Source organism: Cupriavidus agavae (assembly GCF_004217045.1).
GTDB lineage: Bacteria > Pseudomonadota > Gammaproteobacteria > Burkholderiales > Burkholderiaceae > Cupriavidus > Cupriavidus agavae.
This window is the reverse complement of sequence record NZ_SGXM01000002.1, coordinates 560,561-584,058: the sequence shown is the minus strand read 5'-3', so window position 1 is coordinate 584,058 and position 23,498 is coordinate 560,561. Positions and strand designations below refer to the sequence as shown.

The following is a 23,498-nucleotide window of genomic DNA, read 5'->3' as shown; positions in this document are numbered from 1 at the left end:
GCAGGGGCCTGGTGTTGCTATGAACCGGAGCACGCCCGCGTCATGCGGGCATCATCATGTGGAAGTTCGGCCGTCCTCTCGTTGACCCGTATCAAGCGGCGTCGAGATGGTAGGTCGGTTGCCCGGTGCCGCGCCGTTCCAGGCGCACGGCCAGCAGCGCAATGCCAAGCGCGGCCAGCGGTGCCAGAGCGGCAATCCAGGGCAGCGCCCCGAGACCCAGGCCGCGTTCCACCACCACGCCGCCGAGCCAGGCACCCAGTCCATTGCCGAGGTTGAACGCGGCGATGTTGAAGCTCGACGCCAGATTCTGACCTGCGCCCTGGGCGTGGCGCAGCACGCGCAGTTGCAGCGGCGAGACCGTGGCAAACGCCGCCACGCCGAGCAGCCCGACGAAGCCCACCATGCCGGCGGGGACATGCGTCACCAGGGTCATCGTGGCGAGCACCAGCGCCAGGGCCAGCAGCGCGCCGAGCAGGGCGCCGGTCGGGCGGCGGTCCGCCATGCGGCCGCCCAGCAGGTTGCCGACGATCATGCCCGCGCCAAACAGCAGCAGGATCGGTGACACCGCACTTTCTCCAAATCCGGTAACGCGTGTCAGCAGCGGCTGGATATAGGTGATCACGGCGAACACGCCCATCGACTGCAGCACGGTCATCAGCAGGCCGAGTTGCACCTGCGGCCGCACGATGGTGCGGAGTTCGTCGGCCAGGCGCGGCGGCTTGCTGTTGTCGCGGCTGGACTGCACGAACAGCGCGATCACGGCGAACGAGACCACGCCGATGGCGGTCATGGCCCAGAACGTGGCGCGCCAGCCGGCGTGCAGCCCGAGCCAGGCGCCGGCGGGCATGCCGAGCAGCGTGGCCAGCGTGAGGCCCGAGAACATGATCGAGATGGCCGAGGCGCGGCGGTTCGGCGGCACCAGGCTGGTGGCCACCACGGCGCCGACGCCGAAGAACGTGCCGTGTGTCAGCGAGGTCAGCACGCGGGCGATCATCAGCGTGGTGTAGTCGGGCGCCAGCGCGCACGCCGCGTTGCCGATCGTGTAGATTGCCATCAGGCCCATCAGCACGGCCTTGCGCGGCATGCCGCGCGTGAGCAGCGTCAGGATGGGCGCGCCGGCAAAGACGCCGAGCGCGTAGCCGGACACCAGCATGCCGGCGGCGGCGATGCTGACGCCAAGGTCGGCCGAGACCTGCAGCAGCAGGCCCATGATCACGAATTCGGCGCAGCCGATGCCGAACGAGCCGGCGGTCAGCGCATAGAGCGCGGCCGGCAGGCGGGTGCCCGCGGGGACGGCTTGGGTGGGGGACATAGGGTTCTCCATCTGGAATCGGCGCAGTCTCCGCCTTTTCCATTCTCTAAAAAACAGGGAAAATCGAGATTCACTTTCTCGAAAGCATTGAAAATCCATGGAACGTCTCGGCGACATCGCGCTGTTCCTGCGCGTTCTGGACCTCGGCTCGATCAGCGCCGCCGCGCGCAGCCTCGATCTGTCGGTGGCGGTAGCCAGCCAGCGGCTGCAACGGCTGGAGCGAGAACTGGGGGTTCGGCTGCTGCATCGGACCACACGGCGGCTGCACGCCACGCCCGAAGGCGCGATCCTGGCGGAGCAAGGCCGGACGCTGGTGGAGGAGCTGGAAGGCTTGGCGGGATCGTTGCGGCAGTCTGGGAGCGGCGTAACCGGCACATTGCGCCTGACGACCTCGGCGTCATTCGGCCGGCTTTATGTTTCGCCGCTGTTGCCGGAATTCCTCCGGACGCATCCGGGGCTCAGTGTCAGCATCCACCTCAACGACAACGTGCTCGATCTGGTGAGCAGCGGCTTTGACCTGGCCATCCGCATCGGCGTCCTCGACGATTCCTCGCTCGTGGCCCGCAAGCTGGCCGTCAACCGCCGGCTGCTGTGCGCCTCGCCGGAATACCTGGCCGAACATGGCTGGCCGCAGACGCCTGAGGATCTGGCTCGGCATCAGTGCCTGGTGCTGGTCGGCGCGCAGGGGCGTGCCGATATCTGGCGATTCGACGATGGCAAGGGAGGGGAGACCGCAGTGCGGGTGCGCGGCCGGGTGGAAGCCAATACCGGGGAATTACTGTCCGATGCGGCGTTGGCCGGTTTCGGCATCGCATTGCATTCGACCTGGCATATCTGCGAGGACCTGCGTGCGGGACGGCTCGTGCAGGTTTTGCCTGAATATCCGGTGGCTGACAGCGGCATCTATGCGGTCATGCCCCAGCGCAAGCTGGTGCCGCAGCGCGTGCGCGCCTTTGTCGATTTCCTGGCCGAGCGGTGGCGGGATTATCCACCGGGAGTGCCGCGGCCCGCAACGCCGGGAAGTCCCGCCTTGGGATTGCCACGCGTGTGAACTACAGTCGTTGGTTTGGTATGGCGCGGGCCGGGGCATGCAACAGGTTGCCTAATTCTTGAGCAGTCCGACGCGATGCCGCGAGAATTGGGCCAGAGCGGCCCGAAGCTGCAAATTATCCACAGAAGCTGTGGATATCCTCAACGTGGTCCAGCCCACCGAGTCTTTGCATCGATTCCGGCAGGCTCGGGCTTCATTGCCGCCTAATTGTCCGCTTCATGCCCGCTATGCGCAGGATCAGGTTTGCCGTTGCCATGATTGGCGCCATCGCCGCCGTCCAGTTGGGCGGTTGCGTGGCGTACTACCGCGTGCCCTCCGACGCGCCGTTCGCCAGCGTCCGGCTGGTCAGCAATACCGACGAGCGCACCACCTTCAGCGTGCTCGATCCCGCCAAATGCCCCAAGCCAATGCCGCTGGTATTGGCGGGCACCGGCAAACAACTGGCGGCGATGGGGCGGGATTCGGATCTGGGGATGGCCGGAGAATCGCCCGAGCCGCCGTCGCGCACGCGCGAACGCAAGGTGATGACGGGCCAGCGGCTGTATCTGGCGGTTACCTCGTACGCCGCGCCGCCGGCCGAGGAAATGCGCTGCGCGGTGGGCGTCTCGTTTATCCCGCAGGCCAATGCGTCTTATGAAATCCGGTATACGCGCGACGATGCCGCCGCGCATTGCGCGGTGCGCGTACAGCGTTTGCAGAGGCGTGCGGACGGGAGCGTGGGGCAGGCTCCGGAACCGACCCAGCAGGGGTTCCGGGCCTTGCGTGCGGAGTATCTTTGCGAGGGCAATGCTGCCGCCCGGTAGCGGGCGGCAGCGGCAGGACAAGGCGCTCAGGCTTCCTGTTCGATCAGGAAACGCTCGGGGCGCTTGCCCAGCCAGGCCGGCGCGCGGCCGCGGCCCGACCAGGTCTTGCCGCTCTTCGGGTCACGGTATTTCGGGGGCAGTGCCGACACCTTGCGGGCCGCTGAATTGGCGCCGGCCGGACGGCCGCGCCGACGCTTCGGGGCAATATCCTCGACGGTCAGGTCGTAATCCGACATCAATTGCCGAATCTGCTCGATCACGTTGGACACTTCATTGGCGCGAACTTCGCTGAGCTTGGCTTCGAGTGCTTCTTTTTCCGCCAGCAGTTGCTTGTAGGTCGGCATTTTATAGATCCCCGTTACAGGTTGGCGGCGGATTGCCGTGGTCGCAATCTGGCCCGCGTATCGAAAATATTACAAACTAAAACCGGAAAAGCCTAATTCAAACGCTGAATTGCGCAAAAAAAGTTCCGGTCAACGCAGAAATCCGTCGCAACGCCTTTTTATCAACCACGAATGAGGCGGCGGGATTAATGCGCCGGGTCAGATCCTAACAGACTGATAAAACGGGGCAAGCCAATGGCGCCGGCTGGATGGGGAAATTCCGGTCGCTAATCGGAACATTCCGGTGCCTTGCCGGAAATCGTCGGCGACCAGTCAGCCCTGATATTTTTGTCATGTTGCTGACTGCCGCCAATAAAAAACCCCCGCGTGGAAAGTGCGCGGGGGCTGCAATTCCACCGGTCATCCCAGGTGGAGGAGACATCGTTCTCGGTATCGGATTTTCAGATCGCCCAGCCGCCGGCATAAAACGCGGCGAGTGCCACGGCGATGGCAACCGTACCGATATTCAGCTTGCGCCATTCACCGGCGACGATGCGGCCGATCACCAGTGTGCAGAAGCCCAGCATGATGCCGGTGACGATATTGCAGGTCAGTACGATAAAGACCGCGCAGACCAGCCCGGCCAACGAATCGACCAGGTCGTCCATATGCAGGCGCGATACGCTCGACAGCATCAGCAGGCCCACGTACATCAGCGCGGGCGCCGTGGCGTACGACGGTACCAGCGCGGCCAGCGGCGAGAAGAACATCACGGCGAGGAACAGCGCGCCCACGGTCACGGCCGCCAGGCCGGTGCGCGCGCCGGCAGCCACGCCAACGGTCGATTCGATATAGGCGGCCGCCGGGGCGCCGCCGAAGAAGGCCGAGAAGATCGAGCTGACCGAATCGGCGGTCAGCGCACGGCCGCCGTTGTGGATGCGGCCGCTGGCGTCGAGCTGGTTGGCCTGGCCGGCCACCGCGCGGATCGTGCCCGTGGCGTCGAACACGGCGGTCATGACCAGCGCCAGCACGCTCGGCAGCACGGCGGCCGAGAGCGCGCCGCGGATGTCCATCGCACCGATCAGCGAGGCCTGGCCCGGCGCCGAAAGCGAGGGCAGGGCGAACACGCCGGTGTACTTGACGGCCGGGTCGAACGCGAGGCCCAGCGCGGAGATCGCCACGATGACCAGCAGGATGCCGCCCGGCACGCGGCGGCGTTCCAGGCCGAAGATCGCGGCCAGCCCCAGCACCGACATCATGACCGGAAAGGCGGTGATATGGCCCAGCGCCACGGGCAGGCCGGGACCGGGATTCTTGACCACGAGGCCCACCTCGTTCGAGGCGATCAGCAGCAGGAACAGCCCGATGCCGATACCCGCCCCGTGCGCCACGCCAGCCGGCAGGTTGCGCAGGATCCACGAGCGCACGCCGGTCACCGAGATCGCCGTAAACACCACGCCCATCAGGAACACCGCGCCGAGCGCCACGGCGGGCGACAGTTTCTGCCCGAGCACCAGGCCGAACGCCATGAACGCGGTCAGCGAGATGGCGCAGCCGATGGCGATCGGCAGCTTGGCCCACAGGCCCATCAGCAGCGAGCCGAACGCGGAGGTCAGGCAGACCGCCACGAACACGGCGCTGGTGTCGAAGCCGGCCTTGCCGAGCATGCCCGGCACCACGAACACGGCATAGACCATGGCCATGAAGGTGGTGACGCCGGCCACTACCTCGCGGCGCTGCGTGCTGCCGCGTGCGCTGATCTGGAAATACCGGTCGAGCTTGCCGCCGGCCTGTGCCGGCCGGGCGGCCACGTCCTGCGCATCCTGCGCGTCCGCTATCGACGGATAGGGCTGTTCGATCATGGTGTTGTCTCCTTGCTGGGGCGCTGCGCGCGTCCGCGTACGGATCGGGCGTCAGCCTCGTCTCACGTGGTTCTGGTGCGAGGGCGGAGCGCCCGGCGGCATCGGCAAGGGTGCGGGTGTCTCGTCCTCGGTGTCCGGCCAGGCACGGCCGGGTGCCGGTCGGCGCCTCTGGCGGGCGGGATCTGGCGAGGCTCAAAGGTAGGCGAGGCCCGGCGGCGGGTCATCATCGGGTGCGCATGCGCAACATGCCCCGCGCCGAATATCCACGGGGCGGCGGTGCTTTGCGCGGCTCAGGGATTTCCCTCGGTGGGCCGGAATCGGGCGCACGGGGCGCGCCATGCGTCACAACGCGCCGATTCCGCTAAAGCTGGCCGCCGCGCGGCCGATAGCCCTTTGGCAACACCCATATTCATAGACCGAGCCAGCGGAGCACAGCATGACCAGCGCGATGAGAGACATCGACGAGCGCACCAACCTGACCAACAACAACCAGTTCGAGTTGCTGTTGTTCCGTCTGGGCGATGCGAACCACAGCGGACAGTCCGAACTGTTCGGCATCAACGTATTCAAGGTGCGGGAAATCCTGGTCATGCCGTCCGTGACCACCGTGGTGGGCGCCGAGCCGTCCATCCTCGGCATGGCCGACATCCGCGGCCAGGTGATCCCGGTGATCGACTTGCCGCGCCTGCTCGAATGCACGCCGAAGTCGGGCCTGAACATCATGCTCGTGACCGAGTACGCGCGCTCGACCCAGGGTTTCGCGGTGGAGGCCGTCGAGGAAATCGTGCGGCTCGAATGGAGCCAGGTCATCTCGGCCGAAACCAGCGTCAAGGGCGGCCTGGTCACCAGCATCGCCAAGCTCGATGCCGGCGGCGACAATCCGCGCCTGGTGCAGGTGCTGGACGTCGAGCAGATCCTGCGTGACGTGCTGCCGACCCGCCAGCCCGATGTGGACCCGTCCACGGTGGGTCCGCAACTGACCATCCGCCCGGGCACCAAGATCCTGTGCGCCGACGATTCCGCGCTCGCACGCGGCCTGATCGAGAACGGCCTCAAGGCCATGGGCGTGCCCGTGGTGATGACCAAGACCGGCCAGGAAGCCTGGGAGATGCTTGGCCAGATCGCCGACCTGACCGCCAGCCAGGGCAAGTCGATCCGCGACGAGGTGGCACTGGTGCTGACCGACCTGGAAATGCCCGAGATGGACGGCTTCACGCTGACGCGCAAGATCAAGGCCGATGCCCGCCTGAAATCGCTGCCCGTGGTCATCCACTCGTCGCTGTCCGGCGAGGCCAGCGAGGAACACGTGCGCAAGGTGGGCGCCGATGCCTACGTGTCGAAGTTCCTGGCGAAGGATCTGGCCGATACGATCCGCGGGGTGCTGGCGCGGCATCCGTAAATCATCGGCGTTGCTTCTGCCGGTAGTCTTGCGCCCCTCTCCCGCGCTGCGAGAGAGGGGCTGGGGGGTGCGCATAAATCCGTCGCCAACGCAACATTACCCCTGCATTGCCGTTTGCCCAAAAAAAAGGCAGTCCAGCTCGATCCAGCGCCGGCGCGGCCTGGCGGGCTGTCAAGAGGGCAGATATCCACGCAAGCTGTGGATAGTTCCTACTTCGGCTGCTGCACCGTGCGCAGGTACGGCTTCAGTGTCTTGAACCCTTCCGGATACTTCTTCTTCGCGTCCTCGTCGGAGACCGAGGTCGGGATGATCACGTCGTCGCCCGGCTTCCAGTTGACGGGCGTGGCCACCGTGTGCTTCGCGTTGAGCTGGAGCGAATCGAGCAGGCGCAGCACCTCGTCGAAATTGCGCCCGGCGCTCATCGGATAGACCATCATCGCCTTGACCTTCTTGTCCGGGCCGATCCAGAACACCGCGCGGATCGTGGCGTTGTCCACGGCGGTGCGCGGGCCGCTGCCGCTGGCCTCGGGGTGGATCATGTCGTAGAGCTTGGCCACGTTGAGGTCGGCGTCGCCGATCATCGGGTAGTTCACGGCCGTGCCCTGCGTTTCCTCGATGTCCCTGGCCCAGCGCGAGTGGTCGGTCACGGGATCGATCGACAGGCCGATGACCTTGGTGTTGCGCTTGTCGAACTCGGGCTTCAGCTTGGCCATGTAGCCCAGTTCGGTGGTGCAGACGGGCGTGAAGTCCTTGGGATGCGAGAACAGGATGGCCCAGCTGTCGCCGATCCATTCGTGGAAGTTGATCTTGCCCTCGGTGGTGTCTGCGGTGAAGTCGGGGGCGGTTTCGCCAATGCGGATGGCCATGGTTCAGGCTCCTTCGATGCAATGCACAGGGTTGGATGGGACAACGGATACCTGCGGGCGTGCGTGGGCAGGCACGCGGGGCGCAATCCAGTATAGGAACTGGCGCGGCCGATGCAGGGTATCACGCGCGTCACACCGGGCGGCAAGGCTAGTCCGGCCGCTCCAGGTCGGCAATCACCGCCCGCAGGAAGCGCGCGGCCTCGCCGCCGGTGACCACGCGGTGGTCGAAGGTCAGCGAGAGCGGCATCACGCGGTGTACCGCCGGCACCCCGCCCGCGGCCACCACTTCGTCGCGGATGCGGCCGGCGCCGAGAATGGCCACCGTGGGCGGCACCACGATCGGCGCGGCGTAGCGGCCGGCGATCATGCCGAAGTTCGAGAGCGTGATCGTGTTGCCGCGCATTTCCTCGGGGGCGATGGTCCGCGCCAGCACGTCGCCCCGCATGCGGTCGAGCCCGCCGCGCAGGTCGGCCGCATCGCGCTGGCCCACGTTGCGCAGCACCGGCACGAACAGCCCCTCGGGCAGGTCTGCGGCAATGCCCACGTCGATCCGCTCCAGCAGGTGCCGGCGCCCGGTCTTGCCCTCGTACCAGGCATTGAGCGCCGGCTCGGCGCGCACGCCGGCCACGAGTGCGCGCACAAGCCGGATCGTCACGTCATGGCCGGCGCCGGATGTCCCCGACGTGCCGGGTGCCTGCCAGGCATGCAGGTCGGCGTCGTCCATCACGGTCGCGGCCGCCACCTCGCTCTGGGCGCGCGCCATGTTCTGGGCCATCGCGCGCCGCACGCCCCGCACGATGTCGGCCGGGCCGTTCTCGGCCAGCGTCGTGGCCACGCGCTGTACATCCGTGGCGGTGATCACGCCATCGCGGCCCGAGGGCGTGACCATGGCGAGGTCAACGGCCAGCTTGCGCGCCAGCGCCCGTACCGCCGGCGTGGCGCGCAGGCCGTGGCCGCCCGGTACGCCAGCGGCGCCCACGCGTGTCTCGCCCTCGCGCACCACGTGCGTGCCGACCTTGACCGCGCCCACCACGGTGCCGGCATCGTCGGACGCGCCGGCCCCCTCGAAGCCCACCAGCGCGGCGCCCAGGTGCACGATGTCGCCAGGCTGGGCGAACAGCCGCGCCACCTGCCCGCTGAACGGCGACGGAATCTCGACGATGGCCTTGGCGGTCTCCACCGACAGCAGCGGACCGTCAGCCTCGATGCGGTCACCGGGTTTGACATGCCACGCCACGATCTCCGCTTCCTGCAGGCCCTCGCCAAGGTCGGGCAGCTTGAAGATCCGCATCGTCGTCTCCTTGTCGGCGCAATCCCGTCATGCGGCATCGAGCGCGCGGCGCGCGGCATCGACGATCTGGGCCACTGATGGCAGGTAGCTGTGCTCCAGCCGTGCCAGCGGTACCACGGTGTCATAGCCGGTCACGCGCTGCACCGGGGCGCTCAGCGAATAGAGGCCGGCGTCGGCAAGGTTGGCCGCGATCTCGGCGCCCAGTCCGGCCGTGCGCGGCGCCTCGTGGACAATCACGCAGCGGCCGCTCTGCGCCACCGATTCGAGGATGGTCTCCATGTCGAGCGGCTTCAGCGTGGCCACGTCGATCATGGCCGCCGAGATGCCTTCGTCCGCCAGCGCATCGGCGGCGGCCAGCGTCTCCTGCACCATCGCGCCCCAGCTGACCAGCGTCACGTCGGCGCCTTCGCGCAGCGTGAAACAGGCGTCGAGCGGCAGCGCCTGCCCGTCGTCGGCCACCTCCTGGCGGAACAGCCGGTACAGCCGGGTTGGCTCGAAGAAGATCACCGGGTCGGGGTCGCGGATGGCGGCCAGCAGCAGCCCGTAGGCCCGGGCCGGCGATGACGGCATGACCACGCGCACCCCCGGCATATGCGCGAACAGCGCCTCGGGGCTCTCGGAATGGTGCTCGGGCGCGTGGATGCCGGCGCCGCTCGGCGCACGCACGACCATCGGGCAGCTCAGCCGGCCGCGCGTGCGATGCCGCATGTGGCCGGCGTGGTTCAGGATGTTGTCGATCGCCGGGTAGATGAAGCCGGCGAACTGGATCTCGGGTACGGGCCGGAGCCCCATGGCCGCCATGCCGACGGCCGCGCCGACGATGCCGCCTTCGGCCAGCGGGGTGTCGATCACGCGCGCCTCGCCAAAGCGGGCCTGCAGGCCCACCGTGGCGCGGAACACGCCGCCGTTGACGCCGATGTCCTCGCCGAGCAGGACCACGTCAGGGTCGTGCGCGAGCGCGTGGGCCAGCGCCAGGTTCACGGCTTCGACCAGGTTCAGTTCAGCCATGATCGGTCTCCCCGGGCTGGGTGGCGTACTGCCGGGCCGTGTCGAGCTGCGCGGCCAGGGCATCGGGCAGCGTTTCATACAGGCAGTCGAACATCGCGGACACATCGGGGTGGGGCAGGGCGAGATAGGCCTGCACGGCATCGCCGACGGCCTGCTGGCATTCGGCGACCAGCGCCTCCTCGCGCGCCGCATCCCAGGCGCCAAGGCTCGCCAGATAGCTGCGCAGGCGCGCAATGGGTTCGTGGCGCCAGGCTTCCCTGACGGTGGCTTCGTCGCGGTAGCGCGAGGCATCGTCGGCGGTGGTGTGGTCGCCCAGCCGGTAGGTCACGGCCTCGACCAGCGCCGGGCCGCCGCCAGCGCGGGCATGTCCGATGGCCTCGCCCACGCGCTGCCGCACGGCTATCACGTCGTTGCCGTCGACCTGCTCGCCGGGCATGCCCGCCGCGATCGCCTTTTGCGCCAGCGTGGCGGCAGCGGTCTGCTTGCCGCGCGGCATCGAGATGGCCCACTGGTTGTTGTTGATGACGATGACCAGCGGCACCTGCCAGGCGCCGGCCATGTTCATGCCCTCGTAGAAGCCCCCGTTCGAGGTGCCGCCGTCGCCGATCAGGCAGACCGCCACGGCGCCGGGCCGGCGCAGCTTCAGCGCATAGGCGATGCCGGCCGCATGCCCGACCTGCGTCCCGATCGGCACGCAGTTGCCGAAGTCGTGCGGCACCGCCGCAAACGCGCTGCCGCGCTCGTCTCCGCCCCAGTACAGCAGGCTCTCGGTCATCGTGACGCCCCGCACAAACTGCGCCGCGTGGTCGCGGTAGGAGGGCACCAGTACATCGTCGGCCTGCATCGCCGTGGCCACCCCCACGCCCACGGCTTCCTGCCCGAGCGCCGAGGCGAAGGTGCCGATCTGGCCCGTGCGCTGCATGGCGATGGCCTTGAGGTCGAACTGGCGCGTCAGCACCATGGCGCGGTAGAGCGGCAGCAGCGCCGCCGGATCACGGGCGAGGTCGGGAAGCTCGGACGCGGGCGCGCCCTCGGGACTCAGGTAACGGGTAAAGCCGATTTCGAAGCGCGCAACAGTGCCCATGTGGGGGTCTCCTTGTGCGGTGCGGCGGAGCATCTTTTGAATGCTGCTGCTTTCGACTATAGGAGACGGCGCACGGGAATGGGCGTGCGGTGGCGCGCATGAAACGCGCGGAGGTTGCGCCCCGCTCCCGTGAGCGGGAGACGGGCGGAAAACCCGAACTTTCCGCATGTGCTTATGCACGCCTTCCCATATGCACCCACCGTATAACGCGGCGCGATTTGATTCGTTGTCTGCGCAATGCCGGATCCCTACAGTGCATGGCTTGTGCTTTTCCCCCAGAGAGCCTCACATGACATTCGCAGTCGATACCCTCCAGGATTTCGAGGTCCGTCCGTTCGATGCCGCGCTTGGTGCCGAAGTGGTGGGCCTGGACCTGAGCCAGCCGCTGTCCGCCGAGGATTTCCGGCGTATCCACCGCGCCCATCTCGACCACCACGTGGTGGTGTTCCGCGACCAGCGCATCACGCCCGCGCAGCAGATTGCGTTCAGCCGCCGCTTCGGGCCGCTGCAGATCCACGTGCTGAACCAGTTCCAGCTGGCCAATCATCCCGAGATCCTGATCGTCTCGAACGTGCTGAAGGACGGCAAGCCGATCGGGCTTGGCGACGCGGGCCATTTCTGGCATTCGGACCTCTCGTACAAGGAGACGCCGAGCCTCGGCTCGCTGCTGCATGCCATCGAACTGCCGTCGGAAGGCGGCGACACGCTGTTTGCCAACATGCACGCCGCGTGGGAAGGGCTGCCGGCCCGCCTGCAGCACAAGGTCGCAGGACTCTGCGCCGAGCACACCTATCTGGCGCGCTACGCCGAGCTGCAGCAGCGCAGCCCGTGGCGCCCGAACCTGACGCCGGAGCAGATTGCCCAGGTCAAGCCGGTGGTCCAGCCCGTGGTGCGCACGCATCCGGAGACGGGCCGCAAGGCGCTGTTCGTCAGCGAGCATTTCACGACACGCATTGTCGGCCTGCCCGAGGACGAGAGCCGCGCGCTGCTCGACACGCTGTTCGCCCACAGCGTGCAGCCGGCATACGTGTACCGCCACCAGTGGCGCGCGCATGACCTCGTGTTCTGGGACAACCGCTCGCTGCTGCATCTGGCCGCCGGCACGCCCGACCACCTGCGCCGCGTGATGTACCGCACCACGATCGAGGGCGATACGCCGTTCTGATCCGCTTACCCCAAGAACCTGCAGTCCGCAACCGCCAAACGGAGCCCCCGCATGTCCCTGCGCACGTCGCTGTATTCGTCCGCCACCACCCTGACCCGGCGCGCCGCGCTGGCGCTGCTGACCGCCGGCCTGGCCGTCACCGGCACCGCGCATGCGGAGGGCAGGATCCGCATCGCCGAGCAGTTCGGCGTGGTCTACCTGCTGCTGAACGTGGCACGCGACCAGCAACTGATCGAGAAGCACGGCAAGCAGCAGGGGGTCGACGTCAAGGTCGAGTGGACCCAGCTTTCGGGCGGCTCGGCCGTGAACGACGCGCTGCTGTCGGGTGCGATCGACATCGCCGGTGCCGGCGTGGGGCCGCTGCTGACGCTGTGGGACCGCACCCATGGCCGCCAGAACGTCAAGGGCGTGGCATCGCTCGGCAACTTCCCGTACTACCTGGTCTCGAACAATCCGAAGGTGAAGTCGATTGCCGATTTCACCGAGAAGGACCGCATTGCGTTGCCGGCCGTGACGGTCTCGGTGCAGTCGCGCGTGCTGCAACTGGCTGCCGCGAAGCAGTGGGGCGACAAGGAGTTCAACCGCCTCGACAAATGGACCGTGGCCGTGCCGCATCCGGATGCGGCCGCTGCCGTGATCTCGGGCGGCACCGAGATCAACAGCCATTTCGGCAACCCGCCGTTCCAGGAGCAGGAGCTGGCCGGCAACCCGAACGCGCGCATCGTGCTCAATTCGTATGATGTGCTCGGCGGCCCGGCCTCCGCGACGGTGCTCTATGCCACCGAGAAGTTCCGCAGCGAGAACCCGAAGACCTATCGCGCCTTTGTCGATGCGCTGGCCGAGGCTGCCCAGTTCGCCACGAAGAACCCCGAGGCGGCTGCCGATCTGTACATCCGCGTCAACAAGGCGAAGATTGACCGCGCGCTGCTGGTCAGGATCCTGAAGAACCCGCAGGTGCAGTTCAAGATCACGCCGCAGAACACGTTCGTGCTGGCGGATTTCATGCACCGCGTTGGCGCGATCCGGAACCAGCCGAAATCGTGGCAGGACTATTTCTTCCAGGACGCGGCCACCGCGCAGGGGAGCTGACATGGCGGAATCCGTGCATGGCGGCGCGCGTCTGCGCGTGGTCTCGCCGCCGCAGCCGCTGCTGCAGGTGGACAATGTCTCGCTGGAGTACCGCACCGCGCAGCGCGTGGTGCGCGCCACGCACCGGGTGAGCTTCGACGTGCATGCGGCGGATCGCTTCGTGCTGCTGGGGCCGTCCGGGTGCGGCAAGTCCACGCTGCTCAAGGCCGTGGCCGGTTTCGTGCCACCGGCCGAGGGCGAGATCCGGCTTGACGGCCAGCGCGTGCGCGCGCCGGGGCCGGACCGCATCGTCGTGTTCCAGGAGTTCGACCAGTTGCCGCCGTGGCAGACGGTGAAGCAGAACGTCATGTTCCCGCTGCGCCAGTCGGCCCGGCTGTCGAAGCCGGAGGCCGCCGACCGGGCGATGCACTACCTCGACAAGGTGGGCCTGGCCGCATTTGCCGATGCGTACCCGCACACGCTGTCGGGCGGCATGAAGCAGCGCGTGGCGATTGCCCGGGCGCTGGCCATGCGCCCCAAGGTGCTGCTGATGGACGAGCCGTTCGCCGCGCTCGACGCGCTGACGCGCCGCCGCATGCAGGAGGAGCTGCTGGCGCTGTGGGACGAGGCGGGCTTCACGCTGCTGTTCGTCACGCACTCGATCGAGGAGGCGCTGGTGGTGGGCAGCCGCATCCTGCTGCTGTCGCCGCATCCGGGGCGCGTGCGGGCCGAGCTGAACAGCCACCACTTCTCGCTGGCGAGCCAGGGCAGCGCGGAGTTCCAGCACGCGGCGCAGCGCATCCACCAGATGCTGTTCGAGGCGCCTGTCGAGCCGCCCGCCACCCATGACCGCGCCAGGGCTGCGGGGAGCCATTGACCATGACCACGTTTCAGACCACGATCCGTCCCGAGTACGAACGCACACTGGAGCCGTTCACGGCGGTGCCGCTGTCGCGCGGCCTGCCATGGTATCGCCAACTCTGGCAGCAGGGCTGGCTGCGCAAGGCCGCGATCCTGCTGGCGCTGGCCTTGTTCTGGGAGATCGCCGCGCGCTTCCAGGACAACGACCTGCTGCTGCCGACCTTCCTGTCCACCGCGCGTGCCTTCGGCGAGGCCGTGGCCAGCGGCGAATTGCCGGGCAAGGCGGCGGTATCGTTGTCGGTGCTGCTGCAGGGTTACGCGGCGGGCATCGTGCTGGCGTTCGTGCTGACCACGCTGGCGGTGTCCACGCGGCTCGGCCGCGACCTGCTGGAGACGCTGACCGCGATGTTCAACCCGCTGCCGGCGATCGCGCTGCTGCCGCTGGCGCTGCTGTGGTTCGGGCTCGGCAGCAAGAGCCTGATCTTCGTGCTGGTGCATTCGGTGCTGTGGCCGCTGGCACTGAACACCTACGCCGGCTTCCGGGGCGTGCCGGAAACGCTGCGCATGGCGGGGCGCAACTACGGCCTGCGGGGCCTGCGCTACGTGGTGCTGATCCTGGTGCCGGCCGCGCTGCCGGCCATCCTGTCGGGCCTCAAGATCGGCTGGGCCTTTGCCTGGCGCACGCTGATCGCGGCAGAACTGGTGTTCGGCGCGTCGTCGGGCAAGGGCGGGCTGGGCTGGTACATCTTCCAGAACCGCAACGAGCTGTACACCGACCGGGTATACGCGGGGCTGGCGACGGTGATCCTGATCGGGCTGGCCGTCGAAGGGCTGGTCTTCACCACGCTGGAGCGCCTGACCGTGCGCCGCTGGGGCCAGCAGCACTGAATCCACCGCTTGCCGGCGCCCTGCGGGCGGCGTATCGTCTCGGGTCATGACTGCGATCCATCATGCCGCCGCCCAGGGTTTTTCGACCCAGGCCGATGCCTACGCCCGCGGGCGCCCCGACTATCCCGCTGCGCTGGCCGACTGGCTGCGCGGCACGCTCGGGCTGGCGCCCGGCCAGGTCGCCGTCGACCTTGGCGCCGGCACTGGCAAGTTCACCCGGCTGCTCGCGTCCACAGGGGCCAGCGTCATCGCGGTGGAACCGGTGGACGCCATGCGCGCCCAGCTTTCCTCGAAACTCCCCGATGTGCAGGCGCTGCCCGGCAGCGCGGAATCGATGCCGCTGCCCGATGCGAGCGTCGATGCCGTGGTCTGCGCGCAGGCGTTCCACTGGTTTGCCAACGAGGCCGCGCTGCGCGAGATTGGTCGCGTGCTCAAGCCGGGCGGCCGGCTGGGCCTGATCTGGAACGTGCGCGATGAATCGTTGCCGTGGGTGGCCCAGCTCACGGCGATCATGACGCCATACGAGGGCGACGCGCCGCGCTTCTACAAGGGCGACTGGAAGAAGGTGTTTCCGGCCGAGGGCTTCGGCCCGCTGGCGCTCACGACACTGCCTTACACGCACGATGGCCACCCGGAGCAGGTGATCGTGGACCGGATCATGTCGGTCAGCTTTATTGCCGCACTGCCAGCGGCGGAACAGGATGCCGTGCGTGCGCGGTTGCACGCGGTGATCGCGGATGACCCGACGCTGCGCGGGCACGACACCGTGTCGTTCCCGTACAGCACCGAAGCCTATTGCTGCGCGCGCCTGTAACGCCGGCCCAGGCGGTCAGGTGGCCGGCGCCAGCTGTTCGCGGTTGCGCGCGGCCAGCACCTGGCTCAGCACGAGCCCGCCCACGGCGCAGAGCGCGGCGAACAGGTACACGGCCGGATAGCCGCCCTGTTTGGCGATCACGCCGGCGATCGGGCCGGTCAGGCCGAGCGCGAAATCGAGGAACAGCGAATACGCGCCCAGCGCCGAGCCGCGGTTGGTGGCCGGCACGCGCCTGACCGCTTCCATGCCCAGCGACGGGAACACCAGCGAGAAGCCGAATCCGACCACGGCCGCGCCCGCCAGCGCCTGCCACGGCGCGTGCGCCATCCAGATGATGGCCAGCCCGGCCGCTTCCACGGCAAACGAGACCAGCGCCACCGGGTAGCCCCCAAAGCGCGAAATCGTGTCGGCCATCAGCAGGCGCGCCAGCACGAAGCAGGTACCCAGCGCGGTCAGCGCCAGCGCGGCGTGGTCCCAGCCGTGGCCCGCGTAGTACAGCGTGATGAAGGCGGTGATCGCGCCGAAGCCCACCGAACCCAGCGCCAGGCACACGCCGAACGGGGTCATGGCACGGAACACGCGCCGGAACGGCAGGCGCTCGCCCTTGAGGATCGGCACCGGCGGCCGGCGCCGCGCCACCAGCAGCGCCACGCCTGCCAGCGCCGTGGTGACCACGCCGATGATCGCCAGCCCGCCGAAGCCGGCCAGCACCACGCCCACGGGCGCCCCCACGGCCAACGCGCCATAGGTCGTCATGCCGTTCCACGAGATCACCTTGGCCGTGTGGCGCGAGCCCGCGCTGCCGATGCCCCAGGCGATGGTGCCCGTGGTCACCAGGCTCTCGCCGGCGCCCAGCATCAGGCGGCCGGCCAGCAGCCAGCCCAGCCCGAGCCAGTCAGTGCCCGCGAACAGCGCCGCCACGAGCGTCAGCACGCCGCTGCCGGTGACCAGCGCCATGCCGGTCAGCACCGAGCGCTTCGGCCCCTGTGTATCGCACAGCGTGCCGGCCCAGGGGCGGCTCAGCAGCGTGGCCAGGTACTGGACGCTGATGGCCAGCCCGGCCAGCACGGCGCTGTAGCCAAGATCGCCATGGACGAACCCGGGCACGACAGCCAGCGGCAGGCCCACCGCGAGGTAGGCGACAAAGTTGAAGGCAACGACCGAAAGAATCCTGCGGGTCACATTGCCGGGTTCGGCATCATCATGCGGCGGCGTGACCGGCGTGGTCGACAAGGGGCGGGAAGCAGACATCGTGATGTTGGGGGCGCGGGAAGGACGGGGATTCGGCCATCCCCGATGGGATAGACCTAGGGAAAACCCGTAAGGCGCCATGATACCGACATTGCCGCAAGGGCGTGCGGCGGTTTTGTATCGCAGTCTGTCCGGTCAGCGGTCCGGGGGCGCCGTTGTTGCGCGATTGACAACGATCCGGCCGTTCTATACGGTGGACGCCCGTTCCGCCCGCCATGCCCTCGCCATGCCTCGCAAAGCCGCCCAACTCTCAGAAGCCGACAAGCATTCCGCCGATGGCGGCGCCGTGGCCGTGGACCGTGCGCTGTTCGTGCTGTCGGCGTTCCGCGAAGGCGACACGGCGCTGGGGCTGGCCGAACTGGCCCAGCGCAGCGGCCTGTACAAGAGCACGCTGCTGCGCCTGCTGGCCTCGCTCGAACATGCCCGGATGGTGCAGCGCCACGCCGACGGCCGCTACGGGCTGGGTCCGGAGATCGCGCGGCTCAACGCGGTCTATGCGGCGTCGTTCTCGCTCGAACACGTGGTGGTGCCGGTCCTGCGCGATCTGGTGCGGGCCACCAACGAATCGGCGGCCTTCCACGTGGAGCAGGGCGAGCACCGCCTGTGCCTGTACCGCGTGGATTCGCCGCAGCCGGTGCGCGACCATATCCGCGCCGGCGACCTGCTGCCGCGCAACCGCGGTGCCGGCGGCCGGGTGCTGCGGGCATTTGCCGGGGCGCGCGGCGAGATCTACCAGCGCATCCGGGACGAAGGGGTCATCGCGCTGGTGGGCGACCGCAGCCCCGATATCGCCGGGGTCTCGTCGCCGGTGTTCGGTCCCGACGGCACGCTGCGCGGCGCGCTGACGCTGACTTGTCCGACGCCGAGGTTCTCAGGCGCGTTCCGTGCCCAGGTGCTGGACGCCGCCCGGGCGCTGACCGCCGCGCTGGGCGGCACGTTCCCGCCCTTGCAGCCGCTGCGCGAATCGGCGGACCCCGACGCCACGCCGCCGCTCGACGACTGAGTCTTCCGGGGCGGTGCATTTCAGTGCGTGACAACGGTCCCGTACCCGGCTTGTCGGGGGTGCCGCCCCGCCGGGCGCGCGGGCTATGATGCGTGTTTTCCGTCGCATCCATTCCTCCGTTCCGCACGTCGGGTCACCCTCCAGGCTTCTCGGGTCTACGTGTTAACGGCAGTCGCCCCCGGTAGCGTTAGAGGACAGAGACTCCCTTGCACCTGGCTCAGCAGACCATTCTCGTGGTCATGATGGTGGTTTTCTCCAGCACGCTGGTCATGGGCGCGGGGCTGGTGCTCGCGCTGCGCGCGAGCGATGCCGGCCGGCTGTGGGCCAGCGGCCACGTGGTGGCCTCGGGCGCGGGACTGGTGGTGGCGCTCGGTGCCAGCGCCGGCACCGGTTCGATCCAGGTGGCCGCGCTCGGCGCCGGTGGCTATCTGGTGGGACGGCTCATGATTTATCGCGGCGTGCGCGTCTACTACGGCCTGCCCGACCACCGCCTGCTGCTGCGTGGCATCGGCCTGATTACGGTGGTGCTGCTGGCGCTGGCCAGCGGGCTGGCCGACGGGCCGCTGCTGGTGCACGGCGTGGCCTACGGCATGCTGGCGATGCTGTCGTTCAGCACCATCGTCACGATGCTGCGCAGCCGGCGCGGACGCACCAGCATCGGCGGGCCACTGGTACTGGCCTCGCACCTGGTGCTGCTGGGCGCGCAGATTGCCGCGCTGAGCTACGGCGCCGCGTTCAAGGGCCTGGCCATCACGCCGTTCTTCCTGCAGACCAGCGCTTCGGTCTGGCCGCTTGCACCGCTGGTGGCCGTGCTGCTGGGGCTGTTCGGCTTCAGCCTGATGGCGATGGAACAGATCATCGCGCGCAACGAGAGCGGCGCCCGGCTCGACGCGCTGACCGGACTGCTGAACCGCGGCGCCCTCGACGTTACCGCCATGGGCATGGTGGCGCGCTGGCAGCGGGGCGGCGAGCCGCTGTCGTGCCTGGTGATCGATGTGGACCACTTCAAGGCCGTCAACGACCGCCACGGCCACCATGCCGGCGACCATGTCCTGCGCGAGATCGCCACGGCGCTCGACAACTCCCGCCGCGCGTCCGATATCGCGGGGCGCTACGGCGGCGAGGAGTTCTGCATCCTCTGCCCGCATACCGACGAGCACCAGGCCACGGCGCTGGCCAACCGCATCCTGCGCAAGGTGCGCCTGATCGAACTGCCCGCCGGCGAGGGTGCCGGTTGCGGCCACGCCAGCGTCAGCATCGGCGTGGCCCAGCTGCGCGGCGGCCCGGCCGGACGCGAAGGACTCTGGCGCACGCTGTTCGCCGAGGCCGACCGCGCGCTCTATGCGGCCAAGCAACGGGGCCGCGACCAGTTCGTGGTGGGGTCGAGCATGGTGGTGGAGGCGGCGGGGACCGCCGCACCGCAAGCCACGGCGGATGCCACCGACCCGGCCGACGTTCCTGCCTTCGCCACCACCGGCTGACCCTCCCGATTTCACTTAAGTGTCAAATCTGAAACTTTCACTAACGTTTCAGTTATTCGCGGCACACACTTTGACACGGCTGCCTTCCAGGCAGGACAGGGGATGCCTATGTCCGTGTCAACGCGATTTCCTCGCCCGCGCCGGTACCTGGGTGTGGCGCTGCTCGGCCTTGCGCTGCCGTCAGCGCCGCGTGCCCAGACGGCGTATTGCGGCGCAATACCCGGCGGCAGCTACGGCAGCGTGGTCTGCGAGCCTGCCATCGGCGTGGCGGCCGAGGTCCAGACGGCCGAAGGCGGCAGCTTCAATTCCACGTCCGGCCCCACGCTGCGCGCGTACGGGCGCCAGGCCAGCGCGACGATTTCGGTCGTTGGCAGTACTTTTGCGAACAGCAGCGCGACCACGGCCAATGCCGTGGGGGTCCAGGTCAACGGGGGTGTCGGTGACGCCACGGCGCGTTTCACCGGCGGCAACAGCACGATCACGGCCTCGGGTAGCGGAACGTTCGACGCGGTATCGGTCGTCAACAACACGGCGGGGGCGTCGCTGATCGACGTGGCGGCTGGCGCCCGGGTCGACATCGTGAACGCGGTTGGCGGCGACGAGCGCGACGGGTTCGACATCAAGGCCACCGGCGGCGGCAATGCCACGGTCTCGCACGCCGGCACCGGCACCATCGTGACCGCCGGCGGCCATGGCGTCTGGATCCGGGGCAACGGCGGCAGCGCGCTGTCGGCGCAGGTCGGCAGCGGGGTGTCGATGGTGATAGACAACCGGCTGGCGTCGCCCAACGACACGGCGGAGGCACCCGGCCCGGAGGCCGGTGCGGCCAACCATGCGGGCATACGCGTGCTTCAGCAGGGTGGCGGTACCGTGAACATCGTCAACGGCGCCGCGATCCAGGGCATTGGCGAGAACGCGTTCGGCATCCTCGGCAATGCCACGACTGGCGCAATCACGATCGCCAATACCGGCAACATCTCGACGGACGGCACGGCCGGCTCAGCGATCCGCGCCGGTGCGACAGGCGGCGATATTGGCGTCGCCAATTCGGGCAGCCTGCTGACGACCGGCGCCAACGGGCACGGCATCTACGTCAGTTCGTCCGGGGGCTCGGGCAATGTCACCGTCGAGAACAGTGGCCGCATGCTGCTGGGCAGCCCTGGCGCCGTCGATGGCTCGCGCGGCATCTACGTGATCGCAGTCGGCGCCGGCAACGCCACCATCACCGGCACCGGCGATATCACGCTGCTCGGCAATGCGGCCACAACGCGCGGCTTCGGCATCACGGCCAGCGCGGTGAACGGCAATGTCGCGATCGACTACAGCGGCGCGTTCTCGACGGCCGGCAATGGCGCGGCGGCGCTGCGCGCACACTCCACGGCCGGCAATGCCAGCGTGAACTACACCGGCTCGCGCATCGAGACGTTCCACAGCAACGCCAACGGCATCTACGTGACGAGCGATTCGACGACCGCCTCCGCATCGATCACGGCTGGCGGTACGATCATCACGCACGCCGACGCGGGCACGGGAGATGGCTCGGGCGTGGGGTCGTTCGGCCTGCAGGCCACCACGCGCGGCGGCCCGGTGTCGGTGCGCTTCACGGGGCCGGCCATCGACGTCAATGGCTCGGGCGCAGCCATCGTGGCCGGTAGCGCCACGGGCAGCGGCAACACCGGGGCGGGCACGGTCACCATCGGGAATGCCGGAGCCTTGACGGCGCGCGGCAACGCGCAGCGCGGCATCTGGAGCTTTTCGCGGACCGGCGCGCAGACCGTAACGAACACCGGCGTGATCCAGACGCTCGGCGACGTGGGTTCGCAGGGAATCTATGCGCAGGGCACCGGGGTGGCCGATATCGCCGTGGTCAACAGCGGGGCCATCACCACGCGCGGCAGTGATGCGTCGGGTATCGAGGCCACCTCGTCGGGCGGCACCGTCGATGTCACGAATACGCAGCCCGTACAGGGCGGCTGGAACACCAGCGCTGGCGTCGCGACGGGCGGTGCCGTGCAGCGCGTGCGCAACGCGTCGGCGCTCGGCGCACTGAGCGATGTGGCCGTGCTCGCCGATACCGGCACGGCCGGCAGCCTGCAACTGGTGAATACCGGGCAGATGACCGGCGTGGTCACGGCCGCGACCTCCACCGCGTCGATCGACAATGCCGGCACCTGGAACCTGCGCCGCTTCGTGGACGCCGCCGGCACCGGGACGCGCGATACCTGGCGCGTGGCGATATCGAACCTGGGCACGAGCGGCGCCAACGTGCTGACCAACACGGGCACGCTGTCGCTGGCGGCGCAGCCGGGCGGCAACGGCACGATGCGAACACCGGCGGATGCCATCGTCTACTTCGATACGGCCGGTGCCTACCTGCCGCTGGGCAGAGCCACCAACATGCCGACGCCGGGCGGTGCGGCGCAGGGGAAATTGCTGGGCGTCGGCACGTTCCGGCATACGGGGACGATCGATCTGACCGGCGGGGCTACGGCGGTCGGCAACGTGCTCGTCATCACGGGCGGGCAGGTGGCGGGGGTGGCTGGCGGCGGGCAGTTCGTCTCGAACGGCGGCGCGCTGAAGCTCAATGCGGTGCTCGACGAAGGCGGCGCCGTCAGCCGCTCCGACATGCTCGTGGTGGACGCCACGTCGACCGGCGCGGGCGGGCCGACGCGGGTCGCGGTCACCAACCAGGGTGGTGCCGGTGCGTTGACGGTGGGGAGCGGCATCCCGCTGGTGGAGATCCTGGACACGGCGCCCGCCGCCAGCGCGCCGGACGCGTTCGCGCTGAACGGCCGCGCGGTGGCTGGTGCCTACGAGTATCGACTGTTCCGGGGCGACCAGGATGGCGCGAACACCGATGTCTGGTACCTGCGCTCGGAGCGTGGCCCGGACCCTGCGCCGCCGGGGCCGCCCCGGCCGCTGTACCGCCCCGAGGTGGCGGCCTATCTCGCCAACCAGCGGCTGGCCGGGCAGATGTTCGTGCACAGCCTGCACGACCGGCTTGGCGAGCCGCAGTGGATCGAACAGCAGGGTTTCGATCCTGCGCAGGACAAGCCGCGCGCCGGCTGGCTGCGCGCGGTGGGCAACTGGCAGGGGTCGCGCAGCAAGGATGGCGTGTTCAAGACCTCGACCGATGCCTTCCTGCTGCATGGTGGCGTGGAGCTGGCCAGATGGGATGACAGCCCGGACACCGACCGCGGCCACGCTGGACTGATGCTGAGCTACGGCACAGCCAGTACCGATGCCACGGCTGCCGGCAACGACTTCCGGGCGAAGGGCAAGGTAGAAGGGTGGAGCGTGGGCGCCTACGGCACCTGGTACCAGAACGACGAAAGGAAACTCGGTGCCTATGTCGATACGTGGTTCCAGTACGGCTGGTTCACCAATCGCGTCCAGGGTGACCTGCTGCCGACCGTCAGATACAACGCGCAGGGCCTGGCGCTATCGGGCGAGGTGGGCTACGCGCTGCCCGTGCGCGACGGGTGGGTCGTGGAGCCGCAGGCCCAGCTGATCTACGCCCGCTACGACGAAGATGACATCACCGAGCCAAACGGGACCCGCGTGAGCGGCGCGGATTCCTCGGGCCTGATTACCCGGCTGGGGGTGCGCACGCATCGCACGTGGGAACGCGACGACGGCCGGCGCGTGCAGCCTTATCTGACGCTGAACTGGTGGTACAGCGATACCGACAGCAACGTCACGTTCAACCAGTTGCCGATGGGCACGATGTACCCGCACAACCGCTTCGAGGTCAAGCTCGGGGCGAACGTGGATCTTGGCCGGAGATTGACCGGGTGGGCCAACGTGTCAGGGTCGTGGGGACAGCAGGATTACTACCAGTACGCGGTGCGGGTGGGGGTGAAGTACGCGTGGAAGTGAGGCGTTGCCAGCCCCTTGTTTTTGCTCCGCTCTCCCACTGCATGGGAGAGCGGAACGCATAGCAGCGGGTGGCGGTGTTGCCGAGCCAG

General features: G+C 68.5%; 19 protein-coding genes. 11 read left to right on the top strand and 8 right to left on the bottom strand.

Annotated features, from left to right (window positions below; genetic code table 11):
• Positions 1–91: 91 nt before the first annotated feature.
• Complete coding sequence (locus EV147_RS13605) at positions 92–1,312, bottom strand: MFS transporter (RefSeq protein ID WP_130391696.1); 1,221 nt, start codon at positions 1,310–1,312, stop codon at positions 92–94.
• 97 nt (positions 1,313–1,409) lie between these two features.
• Here EV147_RS13605 and EV147_RS13600 point away from each other — a divergent pair, with 97 nt between their 5' ends.
• Both EV147_RS13600 and EV147_RS13595 read left to right on the top strand, forming a co-directional pair.
• Positions 1,410–2,363 carry a LysR family transcriptional regulator gene (locus EV147_RS13600; RefSeq protein ID WP_130391695.1) on the top strand — a complete coding sequence of 318 codons (954 nt, stop codon included), beginning with the start codon at positions 1,410–1,412 and terminating at the stop codon, positions 2,361–2,363.
• Positions 2,364–2,617: 254 nt separating this feature from the next.
• On the top strand, positions 2,618–3,166 hold the full coding sequence (locus tag EV147_RS13595; protein ID WP_235844727.1) for a hypothetical protein: 549 nt from the start codon (positions 2,618–2,620) through the stop codon (positions 3,164–3,166).
• A gap of 26 nt (positions 3,167–3,192) precedes the next feature.
• On the opposite strand, the gene EV147_RS13590 is transcribed toward EV147_RS13595, so the two are convergent.
• Positions 3,193–3,510 carry an H-NS histone family protein gene (locus tag EV147_RS13590; RefSeq protein ID WP_130391693.1) on the bottom strand — a complete coding sequence of 106 codons (318 nt, stop codon included), beginning with the start codon at positions 3,508–3,510 and terminating at the stop codon, positions 3,193–3,195.
• A 440-nt stretch (positions 3,511–3,950) separates the two neighbouring features.
• Positions 3,951–5,351 (bottom strand): NCS2 family permease, encoded by a 1,401-nt coding sequence (locus EV147_RS13585; RefSeq protein WP_130391692.1) that lies wholly within the window; start codon positions 5,349–5,351, stop codon positions 3,951–3,953.
• Between the two features lie 436 nt (positions 5,352–5,787).
• Here EV147_RS13585 and EV147_RS13580 point away from each other — a divergent pair, with 436 nt between their 5' ends.
• Positions 5,788–6,750, top strand: a complete 963-nt coding sequence (locus tag EV147_RS13580) for a chemotaxis protein (RefSeq protein WP_130391691.1) — start codon at positions 5,788–5,790, stop codon at positions 6,748–6,750.
• 209 nt (positions 6,751–6,959) lie between these two features.
• Here the strand turns inward: EV147_RS13580 and EV147_RS13575 are convergent, their stop codons facing one another.
• The 4 genes from EV147_RS13575 to pdhA all read right to left on the bottom strand — a co-directional run bounded on the left by EV147_RS13575 (position 6,960) and on the right by pdhA (position 10,999).
• Positions 6,960–7,616 carry a peroxiredoxin gene (locus EV147_RS13575; protein WP_130391690.1) on the bottom strand — a complete coding sequence of 219 codons (657 nt, stop codon included), beginning with the start codon at positions 7,614–7,616 and terminating at the stop codon, positions 6,960–6,962.
• A 148-nt stretch (positions 7,617–7,764) separates the two neighbouring features.
• Positions 7,765–8,907 (bottom strand): dihydrolipoamide acetyltransferase family protein, encoded by a 1,143-nt coding sequence (locus tag EV147_RS13570; RefSeq protein ID WP_130391689.1) that lies wholly within the window; start codon positions 8,905–8,907, stop codon positions 7,765–7,767.
• Between the two features lie 27 nt (positions 8,908–8,934).
• Complete coding sequence (locus tag EV147_RS13565; RefSeq protein WP_130391688.1) at positions 8,935–9,915, bottom strand: alpha-ketoacid dehydrogenase subunit beta; 981 nt, start codon at positions 9,913–9,915, stop codon at positions 8,935–8,937.
• Entirely contained in the window at positions 9,908–10,999 is a 1,092-nt protein-coding gene (pdhA, locus tag EV147_RS13560) for a pyruvate dehydrogenase (acetyl-transferring) E1 component subunit alpha (protein ID WP_130391687.1), read from the bottom strand. The genes EV147_RS13565 and pdhA overlap by 8 nt, the downstream gene beginning before the upstream one ends.
• A gap of 289 nt (positions 11,000–11,288) precedes the next feature.
• Between pdhA and EV147_RS13555 the strand changes: the two genes are divergently transcribed.
• The 5 genes from EV147_RS13555 to EV147_RS13535 are packed head-to-tail and all read left to right on the top strand — an operon-like array spanning position 11,289 to position 15,795.
• A complete protein-coding gene (locus EV147_RS13555; RefSeq protein ID WP_130391686.1) occupies positions 11,289–12,164 on the top strand; it encodes a TauD/TfdA dioxygenase family protein in 876 nt (291 codons plus the stop codon).
• Between the two features lie 51 nt (positions 12,165–12,215).
• A complete protein-coding gene (locus tag EV147_RS13550; protein WP_235844726.1) occupies positions 12,216–13,253 on the top strand; it encodes an ABC transporter substrate-binding protein in 1,038 nt (345 codons plus the stop codon).
• A 1-nt stretch (position 13,254) separates the two neighbouring features.
• Positions 13,255–14,109, top strand: coding sequence for an ABC transporter ATP-binding protein (locus EV147_RS13545; RefSeq protein WP_130391685.1), 855 nt, complete (start codon positions 13,255–13,257; stop codon positions 14,107–14,109).
• A gap of 2 nt (positions 14,110–14,111) precedes the next feature.
• Positions 14,112–14,981 carry an ABC transporter permease gene (locus EV147_RS13540; protein WP_130391684.1) on the top strand — a complete coding sequence of 290 codons (870 nt, stop codon included), beginning with the start codon at positions 14,112–14,114 and terminating at the stop codon, positions 14,979–14,981.
• Positions 14,982–15,027: 46 nt separating this feature from the next.
• Complete coding sequence (locus EV147_RS13535; protein ID WP_130391683.1) at positions 15,028–15,795, top strand: class I SAM-dependent methyltransferase; 768 nt, start codon at positions 15,028–15,030, stop codon at positions 15,793–15,795.
• A gap of 15 nt (positions 15,796–15,810) precedes the next feature.
• On the opposite strand, the gene EV147_RS13530 is transcribed toward EV147_RS13535, so the two are convergent.
• Positions 15,811–17,046, bottom strand: a complete 1,236-nt coding sequence (locus tag EV147_RS13530; protein ID WP_130391682.1) for an MFS transporter — start codon at positions 17,044–17,046, stop codon at positions 15,811–15,813.
• Positions 17,047–17,272: 226 nt separating this feature from the next.
• On the opposite strand from EV147_RS13530, the gene EV147_RS13525 reads away from it, so the two are divergent.
• The 3 genes from EV147_RS13525 (at position 17,273) to EV147_RS13515 (ending at position 23,409) form a co-directional block, all read left to right on the top strand.
• Positions 17,273–18,049 carry an IclR family transcriptional regulator gene (locus EV147_RS13525; protein WP_130391681.1) on the top strand — a complete coding sequence of 259 codons (777 nt, stop codon included), beginning with the start codon at positions 17,273–17,275 and terminating at the stop codon, positions 18,047–18,049.
• 206 nt (positions 18,050–18,255) lie between these two features.
• Entirely contained in the window at positions 18,256–19,530 is a 1,275-nt protein-coding gene (locus EV147_RS13520; protein WP_130391680.1) for a GGDEF domain-containing protein, read from the top strand.
• Between the two features lie 108 nt (positions 19,531–19,638).
• On the top strand, positions 19,639–23,409 hold the full coding sequence (locus tag EV147_RS13515; protein ID WP_235844725.1) for an autotransporter outer membrane beta-barrel domain-containing protein: 3,771 nt from the start codon (positions 19,639–19,641) through the stop codon (positions 23,407–23,409).
• Positions 23,410–23,498: the final 89 nt, after the last annotated feature.

Excerpts from the sequence above, each read along its gene's own strand:
- EV147_RS13605 (WP_130391696.1), bottom strand. The coding sequence starts at position 1,312 with ATGTCCCCCACCCAAGCCGTCCCCGCGGGCACCCGCCTGCCGGCCGCG.
- EV147_RS13600 (WP_130391695.1), top strand. The coding sequence starts at position 1,410 with ATGGAACGTCTCGGCGACATCGCGCTGTTCCTGCGCGTTCTGGACCTC.
- EV147_RS13595 (WP_235844727.1), top strand. The coding sequence starts at position 2,618 with ATGATTGGCGCCATCGCCGCCGTCCAGTTGGGCGGTTGCGTGGCGTAC.
- EV147_RS13590 (WP_130391693.1), bottom strand. The coding sequence starts at position 3,510 with ATGCCGACCTACAAGCAACTGCTGGCGGAAAAAGAAGCACTCGAAGCC.
- EV147_RS13585 (WP_130391692.1), bottom strand. The coding sequence starts at position 5,351 with ATGATCGAACAGCCCTATCCGTCGATAGCGGACGCGCAGGATGCGCAG.
- EV147_RS13580 (WP_130391691.1), top strand. The coding sequence starts at position 5,788 with ATGACCAGCGCGATGAGAGACATCGACGAGCGCACCAACCTGACCAAC.
- EV147_RS13575 (WP_130391690.1), bottom strand. The coding sequence starts at position 7,616 with ATGGCCATCCGCATTGGCGAAACCGCCCCCGACTTCACCGCAGACACC.
- EV147_RS13570 (WP_130391689.1), bottom strand. The coding sequence starts at position 8,907 with ATGCGGATCTTCAAGCTGCCCGACCTTGGCGAGGGCCTGCAGGAAGCG.
- EV147_RS13565 (WP_130391688.1), bottom strand. The coding sequence starts at position 9,915 with ATGGCTGAACTGAACCTGGTCGAAGCCGTGAACCTGGCGCTGGCCCAC.
- pdhA (WP_130391687.1), bottom strand. The coding sequence starts at position 10,999 with ATGGGCACTGTTGCGCGCTTCGAAATCGGCTTTACCCGTTACCTGAGT.
- EV147_RS13555 (WP_130391686.1), top strand. The coding sequence starts at position 11,289 with ATGACATTCGCAGTCGATACCCTCCAGGATTTCGAGGTCCGTCCGTTC.
- EV147_RS13550 (WP_235844726.1), top strand. The coding sequence starts at position 12,216 with ATGTCCCTGCGCACGTCGCTGTATTCGTCCGCCACCACCCTGACCCGG.
- EV147_RS13545 (WP_130391685.1), top strand. The coding sequence starts at position 13,255 with ATGGCGGAATCCGTGCATGGCGGCGCGCGTCTGCGCGTGGTCTCGCCG.
- EV147_RS13540 (WP_130391684.1), top strand. The coding sequence starts at position 14,112 with ATGACCACGTTTCAGACCACGATCCGTCCCGAGTACGAACGCACACTG.
- EV147_RS13535 (WP_130391683.1), top strand. The coding sequence starts at position 15,028 with ATGACTGCGATCCATCATGCCGCCGCCCAGGGTTTTTCGACCCAGGCC.
- EV147_RS13530 (WP_130391682.1), bottom strand. The coding sequence starts at position 17,046 with ATGTCTGCTTCCCGCCCCTTGTCGACCACGCCGGTCACGCCGCCGCAT.
- EV147_RS13525 (WP_130391681.1), top strand. The coding sequence starts at position 17,273 with ATGCCTCGCAAAGCCGCCCAACTCTCAGAAGCCGACAAGCATTCCGCC.
- EV147_RS13515 (WP_235844725.1), top strand. The coding sequence starts at position 19,639 with ATGTCCGTGTCAACGCGATTTCCTCGCCCGCGCCGGTACCTGGGTGTG.